Annotated in this window: 17 protein-coding genes, 1 rRNA gene and 1 other annotated feature (1 of these 19 running past the window's edge); of the genes, 14 read left to right on the top strand and 4 right to left on the bottom strand. The window is 39.8% G+C overall.

Annotated features, from left to right (window positions below):
- Positions 1-522: 522 nt before the first annotated feature.
- The 4 genes from rpmH to jag all read left to right on the top strand — a co-directional run bounded on the left by rpmH (position 523) and on the right by jag (position 2722).
- Positions 523-657 carry a 50S ribosomal protein L34 gene (gene rpmH, locus IGL31_RS13125; RefSeq protein WP_002293121.1) on the top strand — a complete coding sequence of 45 codons (135 nt, stop codon included), beginning with the start codon at positions 523-525 and terminating at the stop codon, positions 655-657.
- Positions 658-774: 117 nt separating this feature from the next.
- The gene (gene rnpA / locus IGL31_RS13120) at positions 775-1131 is read left to right on the top strand and encodes a ribonuclease P protein component (protein WP_002295255.1); all 357 of its coding nucleotides are present in this window, start codon (positions 775-777) and stop codon (positions 1129-1131) included.
- The gene (locus IGL31_RS13115; protein WP_002295256.1) at positions 1128-1946 is read left to right on the top strand and encodes a YidC/Oxa1 family membrane protein insertase; all 819 of its coding nucleotides are present in this window, start codon (positions 1128-1130) and stop codon (positions 1944-1946) included. Before rnpA ends, IGL31_RS13115 begins: the two co-directional genes overlap by 4 nt.
- A gap of 17 nt (positions 1947-1963) precedes the next feature.
- Complete coding sequence (jag, locus tag IGL31_RS13110) at positions 1964-2722, top strand: RNA-binding cell elongation regulator Jag/EloR (protein ID WP_086299953.1); 759 nt, start codon at positions 1964-1966, stop codon at positions 2720-2722.
- 167 nt (positions 2723-2889) lie between these two features.
- Here jag and IGL31_RS13105 read toward each other — a convergent pair whose 3' ends face one another.
- Positions 2890-3273: a hypothetical protein gene (locus IGL31_RS13105; protein ID WP_002303984.1), complete on the bottom strand. Its 384-nt coding sequence runs from the start codon at positions 3271-3273 to the stop codon at positions 2890-2892.
- Positions 3274-3572: 299 nt separating this feature from the next.
- Between IGL31_RS13105 and mnmE the strand changes: the two genes are divergently transcribed.
- The 9 genes from mnmE (at position 3573) to guaB (ending at position 14073) form a co-directional block, all read left to right on the top strand.
- Entirely contained in the window at positions 3573-4970 is a 1398-nt protein-coding gene (gene mnmE / locus IGL31_RS13100) for a tRNA uridine-5-carboxymethylaminomethyl(34) synthesis GTPase MnmE (RefSeq protein WP_002307290.1), read from the top strand.
- Between the two features lie 16 nt (positions 4971-4986).
- The gene (gene mnmG / locus IGL31_RS13095) at positions 4987-6888 is read left to right on the top strand and encodes a tRNA uridine-5-carboxymethylaminomethyl(34) synthesis enzyme MnmG (RefSeq protein WP_086299954.1); all 1902 of its coding nucleotides are present in this window, start codon (positions 4987-4989) and stop codon (positions 6886-6888) included.
- A 231-nt stretch (positions 6889-7119) separates the two neighbouring features.
- Positions 7120-7833: a 16S rRNA (guanine(527)-N(7))-methyltransferase RsmG gene (gene rsmG / locus IGL31_RS13090; protein WP_002288804.1), complete on the top strand. Its 714-nt coding sequence runs from the start codon at positions 7120-7122 to the stop codon at positions 7831-7833.
- A gap of 11 nt (positions 7834-7844) precedes the next feature.
- Entirely contained in the window at positions 7845-8612 is a 768-nt protein-coding gene (locus IGL31_RS13085; protein ID WP_002288805.1) for a ParA family protein, read from the top strand.
- Complete coding sequence (locus tag IGL31_RS13080) at positions 8599-9489, top strand: ParB/RepB/Spo0J family partition protein (RefSeq protein WP_002288806.1); 891 nt, start codon at positions 8599-8601, stop codon at positions 9487-9489. The genes IGL31_RS13085 and IGL31_RS13080 overlap by 14 nt, the downstream gene beginning before the upstream one ends.
- A gap of 20 nt (positions 9490-9509) precedes the next feature.
- Positions 9510-9701, top strand: coding sequence for a DUF951 domain-containing protein (locus tag IGL31_RS13075; RefSeq protein ID WP_002293106.1), 192 nt, complete (start codon positions 9510-9512; stop codon positions 9699-9701).
- Positions 9702-9709: 8 nt separating this feature from the next.
- Complete coding sequence (gene ychF, locus IGL31_RS13070) at positions 9710-10810, top strand: redox-regulated ATPase YchF (protein ID WP_002293105.1); 1101 nt, start codon at positions 9710-9712, stop codon at positions 10808-10810.
- An 89-nt stretch (positions 10811-10899) separates the two neighbouring features.
- Positions 10900-11595 carry a DUF1129 domain-containing protein gene (locus IGL31_RS13065; RefSeq protein WP_002299780.1) on the top strand — a complete coding sequence of 232 codons (696 nt, stop codon included), beginning with the start codon at positions 10900-10902 and terminating at the stop codon, positions 11593-11595.
- Positions 11596-12588: 993 nt separating this feature from the next.
- Positions 12589-14073, top strand: coding sequence for an IMP dehydrogenase (gene guaB / locus IGL31_RS13060; RefSeq protein ID WP_002295264.1), 1485 nt, complete (start codon positions 12589-12591; stop codon positions 14071-14073).
- A 549-nt stretch (positions 14074-14622) separates the two neighbouring features.
- Here guaB and serS read toward each other — a convergent pair.
- The 3 genes from serS to IGL31_RS13045 all read right to left on the bottom strand — a co-directional run bounded on the left by serS (position 14623) and on the right by IGL31_RS13045 (position 18072).
- Positions 14623-15894: a serine--tRNA ligase gene (gene serS / locus IGL31_RS13055; RefSeq protein WP_002307286.1), complete on the bottom strand. Its 1272-nt coding sequence runs from the start codon at positions 15892-15894 to the stop codon at positions 14623-14625.
- 49 nt (positions 15895-15943) lie between these two features.
- Positions 15944-16149 (bottom strand) — a binding site (T-box leader).
- A gap of 38 nt (positions 16150-16187) precedes the next feature.
- Entirely contained in the window at positions 16188-17396 is a 1209-nt protein-coding gene (locus IGL31_RS13050; protein WP_002295267.1) for a sensor histidine kinase, read from the bottom strand.
- The gene (locus tag IGL31_RS13045) at positions 17383-18072 is read right to left on the bottom strand and encodes a response regulator transcription factor (RefSeq protein ID WP_002295268.1); all 690 of its coding nucleotides are present in this window, start codon (positions 18070-18072) and stop codon (positions 17383-17385) included. Before IGL31_RS13045 ends, IGL31_RS13050 begins: the two co-directional genes overlap by 14 nt.
- Before the next feature lie 742 nt (positions 18073-18814).
- On the opposite strand from IGL31_RS13045, the gene IGL31_RS13040 reads away from it, so the two are divergent.
- Positions 18815-20071: ribosomal RNA gene (locus tag IGL31_RS13040) — 16S ribosomal RNA — on the top strand; it runs 304 nt beyond the window's last position.

The following is a 20071-nucleotide window of genomic DNA, read 5'->3' as shown; positions in this document are numbered from 1 at the left end:
ATAAGGCCTCCTCCTTCATTAAAAAGTGAATAACTAGTACTAATTTAGCATTTTTTTCAATAGTTTTCCACAGAAACCGAAGAAAAAAATTTTTTAATTACAATTATCCACACAATCGACAAAAAGAAAAAAGAGAAAAACACAGTTGTCAAAAAAAGTTTTCCACACCACTAATGCACAGGTGGAAAACTCGTAAAAACCAATAGATTTCCTCTTGCGTCTGTGGATAAAAAATATAGATATACCAATAGTTAGGAGACGAAATACACAGGAAATCGCCTGATTGTGGATTACTTTTTTTACACGTGTGTTTTCTGTGTAAAACCAGCCATTTATTATCTGTGGATAATCCCTGTGCATAACTTTTTCCACATAGGATTCCCATAGAAAAAAATAATCTTGTGGATAAGTTTTAACAATCGATCTTCTATTTTATATTGACAAAATCACTACTTTGTCGTTATACTATCAAAGTATGTCTGTGTTTATAAAATAGATAAGAACATTTTGGAGGTGGAATATATGAAAAGAACATACCAACCAAATAAACGTAAACGTCAAAAAGTTCACGGATTCCGTAAACGTATGAGTACTAAAAATGGACGTCGTGTGTTAGCTAGCCGTCGTCGCAAAGGAAGAAAAGTTCTTTCAGCTTAGGCCACTGGGGTTTCAGTGGTTTTTTTTATACTCTTTTTTAGGGAAATGATGAAAGGACAATCGTAATTATGGTATGATTATGAGCGTAAGTGAGAGATAGAAAAGGAAAGAAAACTAATGAGAAAAGCGTATCGAGTAAAAAAAGAACGAGAGTTTCAAGCCGTGTTCCATACGGGAGATTCTTTTGCTAACCGCAAATTCGTCGTTTACCGTTTGGAAAAACCGGGACAGCCTCATTTTCGAGTTGGTTTATCTGTAGGAAAAAAGGTCGGCAACGCGGTAAACCGCAATGAAGTCAAACGAAAAATCCGAGCAGCAGTTTATTCTATAAAAGAAGAGATTGATCCGGAGTTGGATTTTATTGTGATTGCTAGACCAAGTGTGAAGGGGTTGACTTATGATGAGGTTCGCTCCAATTTAGTCCACGTCTTAAAACTTGCAAAAATAATCGACAGAGAGGAAAAGAGTAAGTGAAGAAATACAAACGTTTACTTTTGATGGCCGGTATCGTTAGTTTGGTCATCGTCTTATCCGGTTGCGGAACTGGGGAAGTCAGCGCACAGAGTACAGGAATTTGGGATCGTTATATTGTTTATTACTTTGCTGAGGCGATCAAGGCGTTGTCATTTGGTAATGCAGGGATAGGGATCATTTTATTTACACTGATCATCCGCGTGATCCTATTGCCGTTGATGCATTTCCAAACAAAGAGCATGCGTAAAACGCAAGAATTACAACCGAAATTAAAAGCACTGCAGCAACAATATAGTTCAAGAGATCCGGAAACACAAAGTAAGTTAAGAGAAGAGCAGCAGCGTTTATATGCAGAAAATGGCGTCAATCCATATGCTGGTTGTCTTCCTTTATTAGTACAAATGCCAATCTTGATGGCGTTATGGCAATCTATTTCACGTGTACCAGAGTTGAAACAAGGGCATTTCTTATGGTTGAACTTAGGGAACGCGGATCCAACATTTATTTTGCCGATTTTAGCAGCAATCTTTACTTTTGCAAGTACGTATTTATCTAGCATGAGTCAAATTGAATCGAATGCATCAATGAAGATCATGAATTTCGTGATGCCTGTAATGATTTTAGTGATGGGTGTCAATTTAGCCAGCGGTCTTTCATTATACTGGGTAGTTTCCAATGCCTTCCAAGTTGTACAAACGCTGCTGATCAACAACCCTTTCAAAATTCGAAAAGAGCGTGAAGAAGAAGCACGGAGAATCCGCGAAAGAGAACGTGCTCTTAAGAAAGCAATGAATCCTAAGAAAAAACGGAAATAATAGGGGAGGTAATGCTAATGCCGATTTATGAAGCTGCAACAATAGACGAAGCTGTCCAACTAGGTCTGGCTGATTTGGGTTTGGCCAAAGACCAAGTCGAAATCGAAATACTGGAAGAAGGAAAAAAAGGTTTCCTAGGAATGGGTCGAAAGAATGCACGGCTTTCGATCCAGCCAAGTATCAGCGAAAAAGTTTCTGAAACAGTAGAACAGACTGTAGAAGAAATTTTGGAAGAAGAACCAACAGCTGAGATCGAGGTAGTCAACGAAACGATTCTTGAAGAAAAAACAGAAGAAGTAAGTGAGCTAGGTGATGAAGCAGCTTTAACGGAATTGGCAGTTTATCTTACTGAAATTTCAAAACAGCTTGATGCTTTAGCTCTTGTCAAAATGGAAAGAGAATCAAATAATATGGTTGTTTTCCATTTAGAAACACAAAAGCAAGGCATACTGATTGGGAAACATGGAAAAACACTCAATGCATTGCAATATCTGGCACAAGTCTTCATCCATCGTTTAGCAAGAAATAAGCTGTCTGTAGTAGTCAATGTAGGCAATTACCGTGAAAAGCGTCAAGAGATCATTCAGCGTTTAGCTGATCGCACGGCTGAAAAAGTAAAACGGACAGGGCAGCCTGTTTTCTTAGAACCAATGCCTGCATTTGAACGTAAACAAATCCATGCTGCATTAAGCAAAGATGAACATGTAAAAACACATTCGGAAGGTGAGGAACCTTATCGTTATTTAGTAGTAGAACCTGCTAAAAAATATTATTGATTCCATTACTTTTTGAATAAATCACGTTGACAAAGTTTTTCAAACCAAGTATATTTTACTAGAAATCATTCTTATCAGAGTATACGATGAAGTAGTCACTAACTTTGATAGAAAAAAGCGGATCGAAACTGTCTTCAGTTTTGATCCGCTTTTTTTGTCTGTTTCATTTAACCAATCGTTGTTTGGATAAATTGGATCACTGTTCCATAAGCAAAAAGTTCCAGAAAATACTTTCCGTCGCGTTTTTTTTGCTGATACTCAAAATGACAGTTGATTACTGCATTCGCACCATATTCAAGTACCTTCGTCTTTAATTTCCTCTTCGTTGTTAAGAAAAGGTCATCTTTGGGAAAAGATGGGTCAAACAAATCAGCTTCTAAGCATTCCACAACAAAAACGATATCGCGGACGATATATTTCTGGTTGATATTCCCTGTAGATAAAACGACATCGTTGATCCGAGGGTCACTTTCTTCTTCCAATGCAGCAGATCTGAACGGGCTCACATATTTTCTCCTTTCAAAAGTGTATAGTTTAGATAGCGCTACCATTTAGTGTACCGTTTTTTTTAAGAAAGATAAAGCCTTGTTTATACAGTATCTTCTCTTCGAATAAACCAAAGAACGCAAAGAGACATCCAAGGACAATCAAATATAAGGTAATGGAAGCAGAACAGGCTCAACTTCATCTAACTTGTTTTAAACACTTGATTCCTTATAGCAAGTGTGATAATCTATGACCAGAATTTAATCAAGAACAAGCAGTCAAAGTGCGAAGTTCACCGTTTATTGTGCATAAAGGGTGGAGTGGGCACTTTTTTTGTGCGCAAAATGAAAAAGGAAGTGAAAAAATGGCTGAAATTACTTTAGAATTTGATACGATTGCGGCAATTTCTACCCCACCTGGAGAAGGTGCAATCAGTATCGTTCGTTTAAGTGGCGATCAAGCTGTGCAACTAGCAGATAAAGTTTATCAATCTGGAAACAAACGATTATCAGAAGTACCAAGTCATACGATCCATTATGGACATATCGTTGATCCCAAGAGCAATCAGCTTGTCGATGAAGTCATGGTCTCCGTGATGAGAGCACCAAAGACATTTACGCGGGAAGATGTAGTAGAAATCAATTGTCACGGTGGGATCGTTGTAGTCAATCAAATTTTGCAGCTATTGTTAAGAGAAGGTGCAAGATTAGCTGAGCCAGGCGAATTCACAAAACGAGCATTCTTGAATGGTCGTGTTGACCTTTCACAGGCAGAAGCTGTGATGGATTTGATTCGGGCAAAAACAGACAAAGCAATGGGACTAGCTCTTAATCAGTTAGACGGCAATCTGTCTGCTTTGATCCGCTCATTGAGACAAGAGATTTTAGAGACATTAGCACAAGTAGAAGTAAATATTGATTATCCAGAATATGATGATGTCGAAGAATTGACTACGAAGTTATTGCTTGAAAAAGCGCAGATGATCCAACAAAGAATCCAAGCGCTACTTGCTACATCCAAGCAAGGGAAGGTTCTGCGGGAAGGGTTAAGTACGGCAATCATCGGCCGGCCAAATGTCGGCAAATCAAGTTTGTTAAACCATTTGTTAAGAGAAGAAAAAGCAATCGTTACGGATATTGCAGGAACGACTCGAGATGTAATCGAAGAGTATGTCAATGTTCGGGGGGTACCGCTCAAGCTAATCGATACAGCTGGAATTCGGGAAACAGAAGATGTGGTGGAACGGATCGGGGTCGAAAGAAGCCGAAAAGCATTAGCAGAAGCAGACTTGATCTTACTTGTTCTAAACCAAAGCGAACCACTGACAGCAGAAGATGAACAATTATTGGAAGCGACAAGTGGATTGAAACGGATCATTCTTCTAAATAAAACAGATTTGCCAGCACAGCTGGAACAAGAAAAATTGAAGAAATTGATCGAAAATGAACCAGTTTTTTCAATTTCCGTAGCTAAAAACGACGGACTAGATCGTTTGGAATCAGCTATTTCTGATTTATTCTTCAGCGGAGAAACAGGAGAAAGAGACGCTACTTATGTTTCTAATACCCGCCATATAGCGTTGTTAGAAAAAGCTTCCCTCTCACTTGAAGAAGTCATTGCAGGTATTGATGCAGGAATGCCTGTGGATCTCGTTCAAATAGATATGACGCGTTGCTGGGACTATCTAGGAGAAGTTGTCGGCGACAGTGTACAAGATGAGCTAATCACTCAATTATTCAGTCAATTTTGTTTAGGAAAATAAAAGGAGGAACAAACGATTGGAACATTATGAAGCAGATGCGTATGACGTGATCGTTGTTGGCGCAGGACACGCCGGTTCAGAAGCTGCACTTGCTGCTGCACGTATGGGATCAAAAACACTATTACTGACAATAAATTTGGACATGGTAGCATTCATGCCATGTAATCCTTCTGTAGGCGGACCAGCTAAAGGCGTTGTCGTTCGAGAAATCGATGCGTTAGGCGGAGAAATGGGTAAGAATATCGATAAAACCTATATCCAAATGCGTATGTTGAACACAGGAAAAGGCCCAGCTGTCCGAGCATTGCGAGCACAAGCAGACAAACATGCTTATTCCACAGAAATGAAACATACGATCGAAAAAGAACCAAATTTGACGCTAAGACAAGGAATCGTCGAAGAACTGATCGTCGAAGATGGTGTTTGTCATGGAGTAGTGACGTCCACAGGAGCGAGCTACCGGGCCCAAGCAGTTGTTATTACAGCCGGAACAGCACTTCGCGGAGAAATCATTATCGGTGAATTGAAATATTCATCAGGTCCGAATAACTCTCAACCTTCTATTGGACTAGCGAATCATCTAAAAGAACTTGGCTTTGCTATCGAACGGTTCAAAACAGGAACACCGCCTCGAGTAAAATCAAGTACGATCGACTATTCTGTTACAGAAGAGCAACCTGGTGACAAAGAGCCGAATCATTTTAGCTTCAGCACACCAGATAGTGCCTATAAACTAGATCAGGAATCTTGCTGGCTGACCTATACAGGTGAGACGACTCACCAAATTATTCGAGACAACTTACATCGTGCCCCAATGTTTACAGGGATCGTTGAAGGGGTAGGCGCTCGCTATTGCCCATCCATCGAAGATAAGATCGTGCGTTTTGCAGACAAACCACGTCATCAATTATTTTTGGAACCAGAAGGCTTAAATACGGAAGAAGTCTATGTTCAAGGTTTATCTACTTCTTTACCAGAGGATGTTCAAGTCAACATGCTTCATTCTATTGCTGGATTAGAAAAAGTAGAAATGATGCGTACAGGATATGCTATCGAATATGACATAGTAGAGCCACACCAGCTCCGTCCGACATTAGAAACTAAAGTCGTTGAAAATCTTTATACAGCTGGACAAACAAATGGTACAAGCGGTTATGAAGAAGCGGCTGGACAAGGGCTGATTGCCGGTATCAATGCAGCTTTGAAAGTTCAGGGAAAAGAACCTTTAGTGATCAAACGAAGTGACGGTTACATCGGTGTCATGATCGATGATTTGGTAACAAAAGGAACGAACGAACCTTATCGTTTGCTGACTTCACGTGCTGAATACCGTCTGCTTTTACGTCATGATAATGCAGATTTGCGATTAACAGAAATGGGTCACCGTGTAGGCTTAGTAAAGGAAGATCAATACAATAATTATTTGAAGAAAAAAGAAGCAGTTGAACAAGAAATCAAACGTTTGATGAATGTACGAATCAAACCAACAGAAGAAGTCCAAGACTTTTTAGCAACGATTAATGCGGCACCATTAAAAGATGGTGTACTAGCAAGCGACTTTTTAAGACGTCCTGAGATTACTTATGCAGATCTTCTACGGTTTATTCCAGAAAATGAAGAATTGACACGAAAAGAAATCGAACAAGTAGAAATCCAAATCAAATATGAAGGCTACATCAAAAAAGCCATGGAAAAAGTAGAAAAATTAAAACGCATGGAAGCGAAAAAGATTCCAGAAAACATCGACTACGCAGCAATCAACGGATTAGCAACAGAAGCAAAACAAAAATTGCAGAAAATCCAACCAGAAACAATTGCCCAAGCTAGCCGAATCAGTGGCGTAAACCCTGCAGACCTAAGTATCCTAATGGTCTATATCGAACAAGGGAAGATTGCGAAAGTCAGTGAACCAGCGTAATACGTAATAATAAATAGAAGAGAGAACTAGTTTTTGCAGAAATTGCTCAAAGCTAGTTCTCTCTTCTGTGTATATTTTATGAGTCATACTAGAAAGAAAAAGTCTATCGGCTTTTCTTACTTTTCAAATTTTTAAGAATCCATATGGAAGGATTGCATGTCTAGAGATTTTGCGTTAAAGTAGGGAGAGAATCTGTGAAACAATTGCTGTTTCACAATGAAAGGAATATTTATGATACCAGAAGAATTTCGCCAATCCTTGGCAGAAAAAGGGATAGAGCTTACCGATCATCAAATGAATCAATTCGCTATTTATTATCGGACATTAGTCGAATGGAACGAAAAGATGAACCTTACAGCTATTACGGATGAAAAAGACGTATATCTGAAGCATTTTTACGATTCACTTACATTAGCATTTGAAGTAGACTTTACGCAGCCTTTATCTTTATGCGATGTCGGTTCGGGGGCAGGGTTTCCTAGCATACCTTTAAAAATTGCCTTTCCAGAACTGCAGATAACGATCGTTGATTCTCTGAATAAACGAATAACCTTCTTATCTGAGTTAACCCGATTATTAGGAATCGATGCTTCCTTATATCATGACCGGGCAGAAACATTTGGGCAAAATCCTCACTTTCGTGCATCATTTGACCTTGTCACTGCTCGTGCGGTTGCTCGTTTGAATGTGTTAGCGGAATTGTGTTTGCCCTTGGCTAAACAAGAAGGCTATTTTTATGCATTGAAAGCAGCAAAAAGTGAAGAGGAATTGACAGAAGCAAAACAAGCGATTGCTTTATTAGGTGGTAAATTCCTCAAAGAAGAGGCGGTTACCTTGCCGAATGTCTCTGACCAACGGCATATCATCGTTATTCAAAAAAAGAAACCAACCCCAAAGAAATACCCAAGAAAGCCCGGACTGCCTAATAAGCAGCCAATCAAATAGGAGGAGAAGAGATGGCACAAATAATATCTGTTGCGAACCAAAAAGGTGGCGTCGGCAAAACAACGACGACGGTGAATCTAGGTGCTTGTCTTGCTAGCCTTGGCAAAAAAGTATTGCTAGTGGATATGGATGCACAAGGAAATGCTACCAGTGGTGTCGGGATCAGAAAACCTGATGTGACAAGAGACATCTATGATGTTCTAGTCAATGAATTGCCAATTGATGAGGCAACTTTGATCACTGAACACGAAAATTTGAGTATTGTGCCTGCGACTCTCCAATTAGCAGGAGCAGAGATCGAATTGACGTCAATGATGGCAAGAGAATCAAGATTAAAAGGATCTTTAGCAGAAGTAAGCAGTCAGTATGATTATATTTTGATCGATTGCCCGCCTTCTCTTGGCCATCTGACAATCAATTCATTTACAGCAAGTGATTCGATTTTGATACCTGTTCAGTGTGAGTATTACGCATTGGAAGGATTAAGCCAATTACTGAATACGGTTCGTTTAGTTCAAAAACACTTTAATCCAGAATTAGAGATCGAGGGAGTCTTACTGACAATGTATGATGCACGAACAAATCTGGGAAATGAAGTCGTAGAAGAAGTACGTAAATACTTCCGCGAAAAAGTTTACGAAACGATCATTCCAAGAAATATTCGTTTGTCAGAAGCACCTAGTCATGGAAAACCGATCATCGACTACGATCCACGTTCTCGAGGAGCTGAAGTCTACCAAGCATTGGCAAAGGAAGTGGTAAGTCGTGAAGAAAAGTAAAGGATTAGGCCGAGGAATCGATGCACTGTTTCAAGATTTAGAAAACTTAGAGACGGTGGATGTAAAAGATGATACCGTTGTCCAGCTACCATTGAATGAGCTGCGACCAAATCCGTATCAGCCCCGTAAAACATTTGAAGAAGTATCTTTGCAGGAACTAGCTAATTCTATTGAACAATCAGGCGTCTTTCAACCCATCATCGTACGCCGTTCCGCAGTAAAAGGATATGAGATTATTGCAGGGGAGCGACGTTTTCGAGCGTCCAAACTAGCTGAAAAAGAAACGATCCCTGCTATCGTTAGAGACTTTGACGAAGAAGCGATGATGCAAGTAGCAGTGCTGGAAAACTTGCAGCGAGAAGATCTGAATCCGTTAGAAGAAGCAGAAGCATATGAGATGCTGATGAAAAACCTGAAACTAACACAAGCAGAAGTAGCTAGTCGTTTAGGAAAGAGCAGACCTTATATCGCCAATTATTTGCGCTTGCTTTCTTTACCGGATCTTGTCAAGGAAATGGTACAAGATCAGCGTTTATCTATGGGACAAGCCCGTACGCTGTTAGGTTTAAAAAATAAAACATTGATCTTGAAATTAGCCAATCGTGCAGTAACTGAAAATTTAACTGTCCGCCAACTGGAACAGCTTGTTTCTGAGTTAAATCAAAATGATGGAAAAGAAAAGAAAAAAATCCCAAGGCTAGCAAAGGAAAAACCATATTATATCCGAGAAAGCGAAGATCGTTTGATGGATAAATTTGGTACAAGTGTAGCTATCCAAGAAAAAAATGGGAAAGGTAAGATCGAGATTGAATATCTTTCTCAAAAAGATTTGACTCGAATTCTTGATATCTTGAATATTCAATTTGATGAAGAATAAACAAAAAGGAGGCTATTTTTATGTACGACTTGCACGATATCGTTGAAATGAAAAAACCTCACGCTTGCCAGACGAATCGCTGGGAAGTCATTCGAATGGGCGCAGATATCAAAATCAGATGTATGAATTGCGGACATATCGTCATGATGACCCGTCGAGATTTTGAAAAGAAATTAAAAAAAGTAATTGAAAAAAATGCAGAGAAAGAGTGAATAAATTTATGGCATTGACTGCTGGAATTGTTGGGTTGCCCAACGTAGGAAAATCAACTTTGTTTAATGCGATCACAAAAGCAGGAGCAGAAGCAGCAAACTATCCCTTTGCGACGATCGACCCCAACGTAGGGATGGTAGAAGTACCTGACTGGCGTTTGCAACGCTTAACAGAACTTGTACATCCGAAAAAAACTGTTCCAACGACTTTTGAATTTACAGATATTGCTGGAATCGTAAAAGGCGCAAGTAAAGGAGAAGGTTTGGGAAATCAATTCTTAAGCCATATCCGCCAAGTAGACGCTATTTGTCACGTTGTTCGCTGTTTTGATGATGATAATATTACTCACGTAGAAGGACGTGTTGATCCACTAGAAGATATTGATACGATCAACTTGGAACTAGTGTTAGCAGACTTAGAATCTATCAACAAACGCTATACTCGTGTAGCAAAAGTTGCTAAAACCAAAGATAAAGATGCAGTGGCAGAACTAGCTGTACTGGATAAAATCAAACCTGTACTGGAAGAAGGAAAATCTGCCCGAACGATCGAATTTACTGAAGAAGAACAAAAAATCGTTAAATCACTATTTTTATTGACGACAAAACCAATTCTTTATGTAGCCAATGTCTCAGAAGATGACGTAGCAGATGCAGACGCGAATCATTATGTACAAGAAGTGCGCAACTTTGCTGCAGAAGAAAATGCAGAAGTGATCGTGGTCAGTGCTCGTGCAGAAGAAGAAATCGCAGAATTAGATGAAGAAGACAAAGCGGAATTTTTAGAAGCTTTAGGAATCGAAGAATCAGGTTTGGATCAGTTGATCCGTGCTGCTTATGATTTGTTAGGCTTAGCTACTTACTTTACTGCTGGGGAACAAGAAGTACGTGCTTGGACATTCAAAAAAGGAATCAAAGCACCACAAGCAGCAGGAATCATCCATTCAGATTTCGAACGCGGATTTATCCGTGCAGAAACTGTCTCTTTTGAAGACTTGGATCATTACGGAAACATGCATGCAGCAAAAGAAGCTGGACGTGTTCGATTAGAAGGAAAAGATTATGTCGTACAAGACGGCGACGTAATGTTATTCCGCTTTAATGTGTAAAAGGGCTATCAAACTAGCTGTAGAATATGGTAGAATGTCTTTTGTGACGACCGTTGAGAAAAGGAACGGCTAAGGAGGACTATTAGATAATGGAACCAGAACAATTACGAGCAATCGTAAAAGAAAACAATAGTTTAGAAACAAAATTAACCAAAAGAAATCAACAGTACATTTTTGATTTGAAAAAATCTTTAGAAGCAGCGAATTTGTCTGAAGAAGAAAAAGTAAAAGCCCTTCATGACATTCTGCCTACTTTAGTTGCAGAACAAAAAGGCGGAAGAACAGCCCGTCAATTGTTTGGGACAGTCTCTGAAAGAACGGAAGCAATCATCAATAAGCCAGCAGAAGTAAAAAATTCATCCACCCCTTTATTGATGTGGTTAGATAATACGTTGCTGTTGCTTGGTCTATTAAGTATCATGATTGCGATTACCGGATTGTTTTCACGTGGAACAACGCCAGCTTATGGCTTTTCTACACTCGTTCTAGGTTCTGCAATCGGTGGCTGGGTCTTTTATATGATGTACAAATACATCTATCAATATGAATATCCCGGAGCAGATCGAAGCAAGAAACCAGGAATGGGTAAGACATTGCTTATCCTAGGTGGAACGACACTTCTTTGGGTCGTACTGTTTTCTGCGACAACACTATTGCCGCCAGTTATCAATCCAGTATTAGATCCAGTAGTAGTTATCATTATCGGGGCAGCTGCTTTAGCAATCCGTTACTACTTGAAGAAAAAATACGGGATTATTGGAAGTTTATCCGTCCCAAGAAGATAAACTAGCAAAAAGATCAGCTATTTTGCTAGATATCTAGGGGTAGTAAAGAACCTCATTTTGTTTATCCATAGTTAAATAATAGTAAGGGGCTGTGACAAAAGTCTTGTCACAGTCCTTTTTTACGATAAACGGTGTTCAATCAGCTGACCCTCGGTATTAGCTCAACAAACGGCAAAATATGAGGAACTATTTTTCCGTTTTTTTCTCTAATACTCAGGTCAGGACGCTGATTTCACAACCTCTCGATAAACGGTGTTCAAAAGCCAGTTTCTCGGTATTAAGTCCAATTTATGCAAAAATGTGGAAAGCCATTTTCACAAAATTTTTCTTACTACTCGAAACTAAGCAGCTTTTTCACAGCCTCTCCACTAAACGGTGTTCAATCAGCTGACCCTCGGCATTAGCTCAACAAACGGCAAAACATGAGGAACTATTTTTCCGTTTTTTTCTCTAATACTCAGGTCAAAACGCTGATTTCACAACCTCTTCCTTAAACGGTGTTCAAAAGCTTGCATCTGCGGTAATAAGCCCAACCAATTCAAAAATATGAAAAACTATTTTTGATTGGCTGTTCTTATTACTTGATGCAGGGCAGCTTTTTCACAACCTCTCCACTAAACGGTGTTCAATCAGCTGACCCTCGGCATTAGCTCAACAAACGGCAAAATATGAGGAACTATTTTTCCGTTTTTTTCTCTAATACTCAGGCCAGGACGCTGATTTCACAACCTCTTCCTTAAACGGTGTTCAAAAGCTTGCATCTGCGGTAATAAACCCAACCAATTCAAAAATATGAAAAACTATTTTTGATTGGCTGTTCTTATTACTTGATGCAGGACAGCTTTTTTACAATCTCTTTTAATACACACAGATGTAAACGCTTTATATTGGTATTCTATGAGAAAGCTAACTTGATTCCAAGTAGATCATTGACTTAAATGAAAAAATCAATTATTTTAATAGATAAACTAAATTAGAGGAGTGGTACTAAAAATGTCCAACTGGGAAACAAAGTTCACGAAAAAAGGATTTACTTTTGATGATGTCTTATTGATACCAGCAGAAAGTCACGTGTTACCAAACGAAGTGGATATGAGCGTACAATTAGCTAAAAATATTAAGTTGAATATTCCAATCATCAGTGCAAGTATGGATACCGTTACCGACAGCAAGATGGCCATTGCTATGGCAAGACAAGGCGGACTAGGTGTGATCCATAAAAACATGACGATCAGCCAGCAAGCGGATGAAGTAAGAAAAGTCAAACGTTCTGAAAGTGGCGTAATCATTGATCCGTTCTTCTTAACGCCACAGCATCTTGTAGCAGACGCAGAAGAATTGATGAGCAAATATCGTATCAGTGGTGTGCCAATCGTTGAAACACTTGAAAACAGAAAATTGGTAGGGATAATTACAAACCGCGACATGCGTTTTGTAACAGATTATCACATGCCGATTGCTGATGTGATGACAAAAGACAACTTAGTGACTGCCCCAGTAGGTACCTCTCTAAAAGATGCAGAAAAGATTTTGCAAAAACATAAAATCGAAAAATTACCAATCGTAGATAACGAAGGTCGTTTAAGCGGATTGATCACGATCAAAGACATCGAGAAAGTGATCGAATTTCCAAATGCAGCAAAAGATGAACATGGTCGATTGCTTGTAGCAGCAGCCGTTGGTGTAACAAGCGATACATTTGAGCGTGCGAATGCTTTATTAGAAGCAGGGGCAGATGCAATCATCATCGATACAGCTCATGGACATAGTGCAGGTGTGATCCGAAAAATTCAAGAAATCCGTTCAACTTTTGCAGATGCAACATTGATTGCAGGAAACGTTGCGACGGCTGAAGCGACAAAAGCTTTATATGATGCAGGTGTAGATGTCGTAAAAGTTGGTATCGGACCAGGATCGATTTGTACGACACGTGTGGTAGCCGGTGTAGGTGTACCTCAGCTCACAGCTATTTATGATGCAGCATCAGTTGCTCGTCAATATGGCAAAGCGATTATTGCAGACGGAGGGATCAAGTATTCTGGTGACATCGTCAAAGCATTAGCTGCCGGCGGACATGCAGTGATGCTAGGAAGTATGTTGGCAGGGACAGATGAATCACCAGGTGAATTCGAAATCTTCCAAGGACGTCGATTCAAAACATACCGAGGTATGGGCTCATTAGGCGCGATGGAAAAAGGTTCAAAAGACCGTTACTTCCAAGGTAGTGTCAATGAAGCAAATAAATTAGTACCAGAAGGAATCGAAGGTCGGGTTGCTTATAAAGGAAGTGTTGCAGATATTATTTTCCAAATGATCGGCGGTTTGCGTTCAGGAATGGGTTATGTTGGGGCAGCGAATCTACAGCAATTACGTGATGAAGCGCAATTTATCCAAATGAGCGGCAGTGGATTAAAAGAATCACACCCTCATGATGTACAAATCACAAAAGAAGCACCAAACTATTCAGTTGAATCTTAAAAACATTAAAGAGCGTGGGACAAAAGTAAAGAACACTTTTGTCTCACGCTCTAAACACGTATAAACGGCGGAAGTAGAAGCAACTCCTTCGGAAATAAGAAGAAATTCACAAAAATTTGAAAAGCAATTTTCGTGAATTTCTTCTTATTTCTTGGAGTTAAACGCTTCTGTCCCAGCCTCTTTTTGAATAAACAGTGTTCCCTTGCCACCTCCGAATCACAAGTACAACATTCATAAAATATGAAGAGCTGTTTTTTGAATTTGTTCCTTGTAACTCGGAGCTGGGGGGTAGGCTTACGACCTTTCCACTAAACGGTGTTCAATCAGCTGACCCTCGGTATTAGTTCAACAAACGGTAAAATATGAGGGACTATTTTTCCATTTTTTTCTCTAATACTCAGGCCAGGACGCTGATTTCACAACCTCTCGATAAATGGTGTTCAAAAGCCAGTTTCTCGGTATTAAGTCCAATTTATGCAAAAATGTGGAAAGCCATTTTCACAAAATTTTTCTTAATACTCGAAACTGAGCGGCTTTTTCACAGCCTCTTTATTTAATAACTTTCAGATTCCCCATATAAGGAACGAGCGCTTCTGGAACTGTGACAGAACCATCTTCATTTTGGTAATTTTCCAAAATGGCAGCTACTGTACGGCCAACTGCAAGTCCTGAACCATTCAGAGTATGAGCATAGTGGATTTTTCCATCATTATCGCGATAACGGATCATTGCGCGGCGTGCTTGGAAATCTTCACAGTTAGAACAAGAACTGATTTCACGATAAGTATCTTGTGCAGGTATCCATACTTCTAAGTCATAAGTTTTAGCTGCAGAAAAGCCCATGTCTCCAGTTGATAAGGCCATCACACGATAAGGCAAATGCAATTTTTTCAAGATATCTTCTGCATCAGCTGTCATTTTTTCCAATTCTTCGTAAGAATGCTCTGCATCCGAAAATTTGACCATTTCTACTTTATTGAATTGGTGAAGACGAATCAGTCCTCGTGTATCCCGACCAGCACTTCCGGCTTCAGAACGAAAAGCAGGGCTTAGTGCAGTGAAATAAATAGGTAAATCTGCACCATCTAAAATTTCATCATTATAATAGTTAGTTAATGGTACTTCAGCTGTTGGGATTAACGTTAGATCAGTATTCTCCAATTGGAAAACATCTTCTTTGAATTTTGGAAATTGTCCCGTACCAAACATCGCTTTACTGTTGACGATATAAGGAGTGATCATTTCAGTATAGCCGTGTTCGTAAATATGCTGATCAAGCATGAAGTTGTAGACTGCACGTTCTAATCGAGCACCTAATCCTTTGTAATAGACAAAACGGCTACCGGCTACTTTTGCGCCACGTTCAAAATCTAAAATATCAAGATTTTCTGCAATTTCCCAGTGTGGTTTTGGTTCAAAAGCAAATGTACGTGGTTCGCTCCAACGACGGATTTCTACATTGTCCTCTTCATCTGTTCCAACTGGCACAGAATCATGGGGAAGGTTTGGCAAAGTAGTTGCAATTTGTTTCAATTTTTCATCCACTTCAGCAATTTCAGTATCCAATGCTTTGATGTTGCCACCGACTTCTTTCATTTCAGCGATTTTAGCAGAAGCATCTTCTTTTGCACGCTTCAATTGGGCGATCTCAGCAGAAACATCATTTCGATATTTTTTTAATTCTTCACTTTTGACTAGTAGCTTACGACGATTTTCATCTAGTTCCATGAATTCAGCTAATGTTTCTTTTTTTACGCCCCGAGTCATCAATTTTTCTTGTACTTCTTCAATATTTTGTCGCATCATTTTTACATCTAACATATGATTTCCTCCTTTTTGAAAATAAAAAAAGACTGATCCATCCCATTATTCTTGGGACGAATCAGTCTGAAATTCGCGGTACCACCCAAGTTCAGCGTCAGCTGCACTTGTTGAACACATAACGGCTGTTGAACCGACCTTTCTTATTTCGAAAGGGCACGTAAACGAACTGGAACTTCCAAATTATCCTTTGCTGATTTACACCTGCCATCAGCTCTCTGAAAAAGAATAAAGTGTACTGGGTTCTGTGTTTTTCATTTATTCTAATAATTGTAATAAGAATAGCGAATATTTCAGCTTTCGTCAATAACTTCCTGTGTATCAATAGGTAATTTTTCATTTTTCTTGATTGGAAGGTGCATGATGAAAGAAGTCCATTGCTTATCTGATTTTGCATAAATGTATCCGCCGTGCAAAGCCACAATGCTTTGAGCGATTGCTAAACCAAGTCCAGTTCCTCCAGTTGCTTGTGAACGAGATTCTTCTACACGATAAAAACGGTCGAATAGATTATCGATTGCCTGTTGTGGGATCATTGCTCCATTATTTTTGACTGTTGCAACAACTTCTGAACCGATACGTTCTACTTCGATTACGATCTTCGTTGCTCCTTTTCCGTATTTCAACGCATTCGTCAAAAGATTATTGAAGACACGTACAAGTTTTTCGGTATCGCCATCCATGATAAGGGAGTCTACTTTTGATTGAACAAGTATTTGGATATTTTTTTTAGAAGCTTCCAACTCAAAATCAGCTGCTAACTGTTCGATCAACTGGATCATGTCAAAGGCAGAAAAATTCACCGGGACAGCAGGCTGGCGTACCTTAGTGTATTCAAATAAGTCGTCCACTAAAGATTTCATCTGCTTTGCTTTGATATAAGCAGTATGCGTATACTTTAAAAGATCTTCTTCTGAGTGATACTGGCCATCTTCTATCAGTCCTAGGTATCCAATGATGGACGTGAGTGGGGTACGGATATCATGACTGACATTCGTGATCAATTCATCTTTTGATTTTTCGATTTTACGTTCGTCTTCAATCGCTGCTACGGTACTATCCACCAATCCATTGATACTTGTTACCACTCGGCTTAAGTCACCACTCAGTTCAAAAGGGATACGATGATCATAATTTCCGTTTGCGATGTAGTGAAGTTCGCTGATGATATGCCGCAATTGCATTTGGCGATATCTTCGAATCAAGCGCCAATACAAAACACCAATATCTAATAGAAAGAAAAAGGGAATAATAAAATTCCGGCCGTTCCAGAACAAATCAGTATTCAATCGTTCTGCAAAAATATTCTTTGAATCCCAAATCGCATTCGTCAAAGAAGGTGAACTGTTGATCACCGAACTGATAACAACCAGAATAGAAACATTTAATAGAAGCAAAAGGATAATCGTGATGATTCCTTCCGCTAACAATTCGCTGATTTCTTTTGAAGTCAAATTGATCCGACGGCGTTTTTCAGTTGCTCGTTTACTATCTTGCGTCAATTTTATAGCCCACTCCCCAAACGGTTTGAATGACTTTTTCACCACCAGTTGCTTCTTCAATCTTATCTCTTAAATGACTAACGTGAACCATGACAGTTTTAGCAGAGACAATACTTTCTTGTTTCCAAACACGCTCAAAAATTTCATCCGCGCTAAATACTCGATTAGGATGACTAGCAAGCAAGTAGAGGATACCGAATTCCAAAGCTGTTAACTGGATTTCTTTCCCATCGATTGTTTTAACTTCATGAGAGTCTTTATTGATGATTAATGCATTTACTTCTAATACATCAGGCTGATCTGGGGCAATCTGCATTTTTGTACGCCGTAATAAAGACTTTACTCTAGCCATTACTTCTAACGGATTAAATGGCTTGGTCACATAATCATCTGCACCAGCGACCAGTCCTTTGATCTTATCCATATCAGTAGTTTTTGCTGTCAGCATAATGATTGGTATTTGGGATTCTTTTCGTAGCTCTTTCACTACTTGCATCCCATCCATCTCAGGCATCATGATATCTAAAATAAGTAATTCAATATCAGGGATTGTTCTGATTTTAGATAATGCTTCTTTCCCATCATAAGCCTTTACTGCTTCATACCCCTCATTGTGAACATAGATACTTAATAATTCAACGATTTCTTTATCATCGTCAGCAATCAAAATTTTCATAAATAAATCCTCCAGAGTCATATTGTTACTATTATTCTAGCAAAAAAAAGCAGAAATAGATAAAAGCAGCACTTTGTTAAGGAAAATTTTAGAAGGTGAGACATCTAGTTGGTGTGAATAAGACAAGAACATGAACATTAAACTGAAAACAAAAGGATTTTACGTCTCTCGGAGTTATAAAGACGAACGAAAAAGGACCAGAACTAACCAATGATCATGTAAGCTAGAAATGTTGATAAATAAGCATTTTCTTATTGACTTTCACATGTGATGTTGATATATTATTATTTGTTCAAAAGAACACCAATAACTTATTAAATAATAAAAAATAAGTTGTTGACATGTTGGAAATGACATGATAAGATAACTGAGTCGTTAAAAAAGAACCACTTGTGAAGCTTGATTCTATCGAAAAAAAACTTCAAAAAAGTTCTTGACAAATAACAAACGATAAGTTATGATAAATGAGTTGCTGAAAGATTTCGAAAAACGAAATCGAAAAAAACTTTTAAAAAAGAGTTGACAATTACTTGTCTCTCTGATATGATATAAAAGTTGCTACGGCAGCCAAAAATGAATCGGGAAACACTCCTGATGAAGTAGACCTTTGAAAACTGAACAAAGTAAGACAAACCAAATGTGTAGGGCGTCTTGATTCAATTCAAGACAACAAACATTTTTAACAAGCAAGCAATATGCTAGCAAACAAATTGAGCTTAACAATCGCAAGATTGTTCGAACTTTTTATGAGAGTTTGATCCTGGCTCAGGACGAACGCTGGCGGCGTGCCTAATACATGCAAGTCGAACGCTTCTTTTTCCACCGGAGCTTGCTCCACCGGAAAAAGAGGAGTGGCGAACGGGTGAGTAACACGTGGGTAACCTGCCCATCAGAAGGGGATAACACTTGGAAACAGGTGCTAATACCGTATAACAATCGAAACCGCATGGTTTTGATTTGAAAGGCGCTTTCGGGTGTCGCTGATGGATGGACCCGCGGTGCATTAGCTAGTTGGTGAGGTAACGGCTCACCAAGGCCACGATGCATAGCCGACCTGAGAGGGTGATCGGCCACATTGGGACTGAGACACGGCCCAAACTCCTACGGGAGGCAGCAGTAGGGAATCTTCGGCAATGGACGAAAGTCTGACCGAGCAACGCCGCGTGAGTGAAGAAGGTTTTCGGATCGTAAAACTCTGTTGTTAGAGAAGAACAAGGATGAGAGTAACTGTTCATCCCTTGACGGTATCTAACCAGAAAGCCACGGCTAACTACGTGCCAGCAGCCGCGGTAATACGTAGGTGGCAAGCGTTGTCCGGATTTATTGGGCGTAAAGCGAGCGCAGGCGGTTTCTTAAGTCTGATGTGAAAGCCCCCGGCTCAACCGGGGAGGGTCATTGGAAACTGGGAGACTTGAGTGCAGAAGAGGAGAGTGGAATTCCATGTGTAGCGGTGAAATGCGTAGATATATGGAGGAACACCAGTGGCGAAGGCGGCTCTCTGGTCTGTAACTGACGCTGAGGCTCGAAAGCGTGGGGAGCAAACAGGATTAGATACCCTGGTAGTCCACGCCGTAAACGATGAGTGCTAAGTGTTGGAGGGTTTCCGCCCTTCAGTGCTGCAGCTAACGCATTAAGCACTCCGCCTGGGGAGTACGACCGCAAGGTTGAAACTCAAAGGAATTGACGGGGGCCCGCACAAGCGGTGGAGCATGTGGTTTAATTCGAAGCAACGCGAAGAACCTTACCAGGTCTTGACATCCTTTGACCACTCTAGAGATAGAGCTTCCCCTTCGGGGGCAAAGTGACAGGTGGTGCATGGTTGTCGTCAGCTCGTGTCGTGAGATGTTGGGTTAAGTCCCGCAACGAGCGCAACCCTTATTGTTAGTTGCCATCATTCAGTTGGGCACTCTAGCAAGACTGCCGGTGACAAACCGGAGGAAGGTGGGGATGACGTCAAATCATCATGCCCCTTATGACCTGGGCTACACACGTGCTACAA

The organism is Enterococcus sp. MSG3290, from assembly GCF_050555565.1.
GTDB lineage: Bacteria > Bacillota > Bacilli > Lactobacillales > Enterococcaceae > Enterococcus_B > Enterococcus_B faecium.
This window is presented reverse-complemented; position numbering and strand designations above follow the sequence as displayed.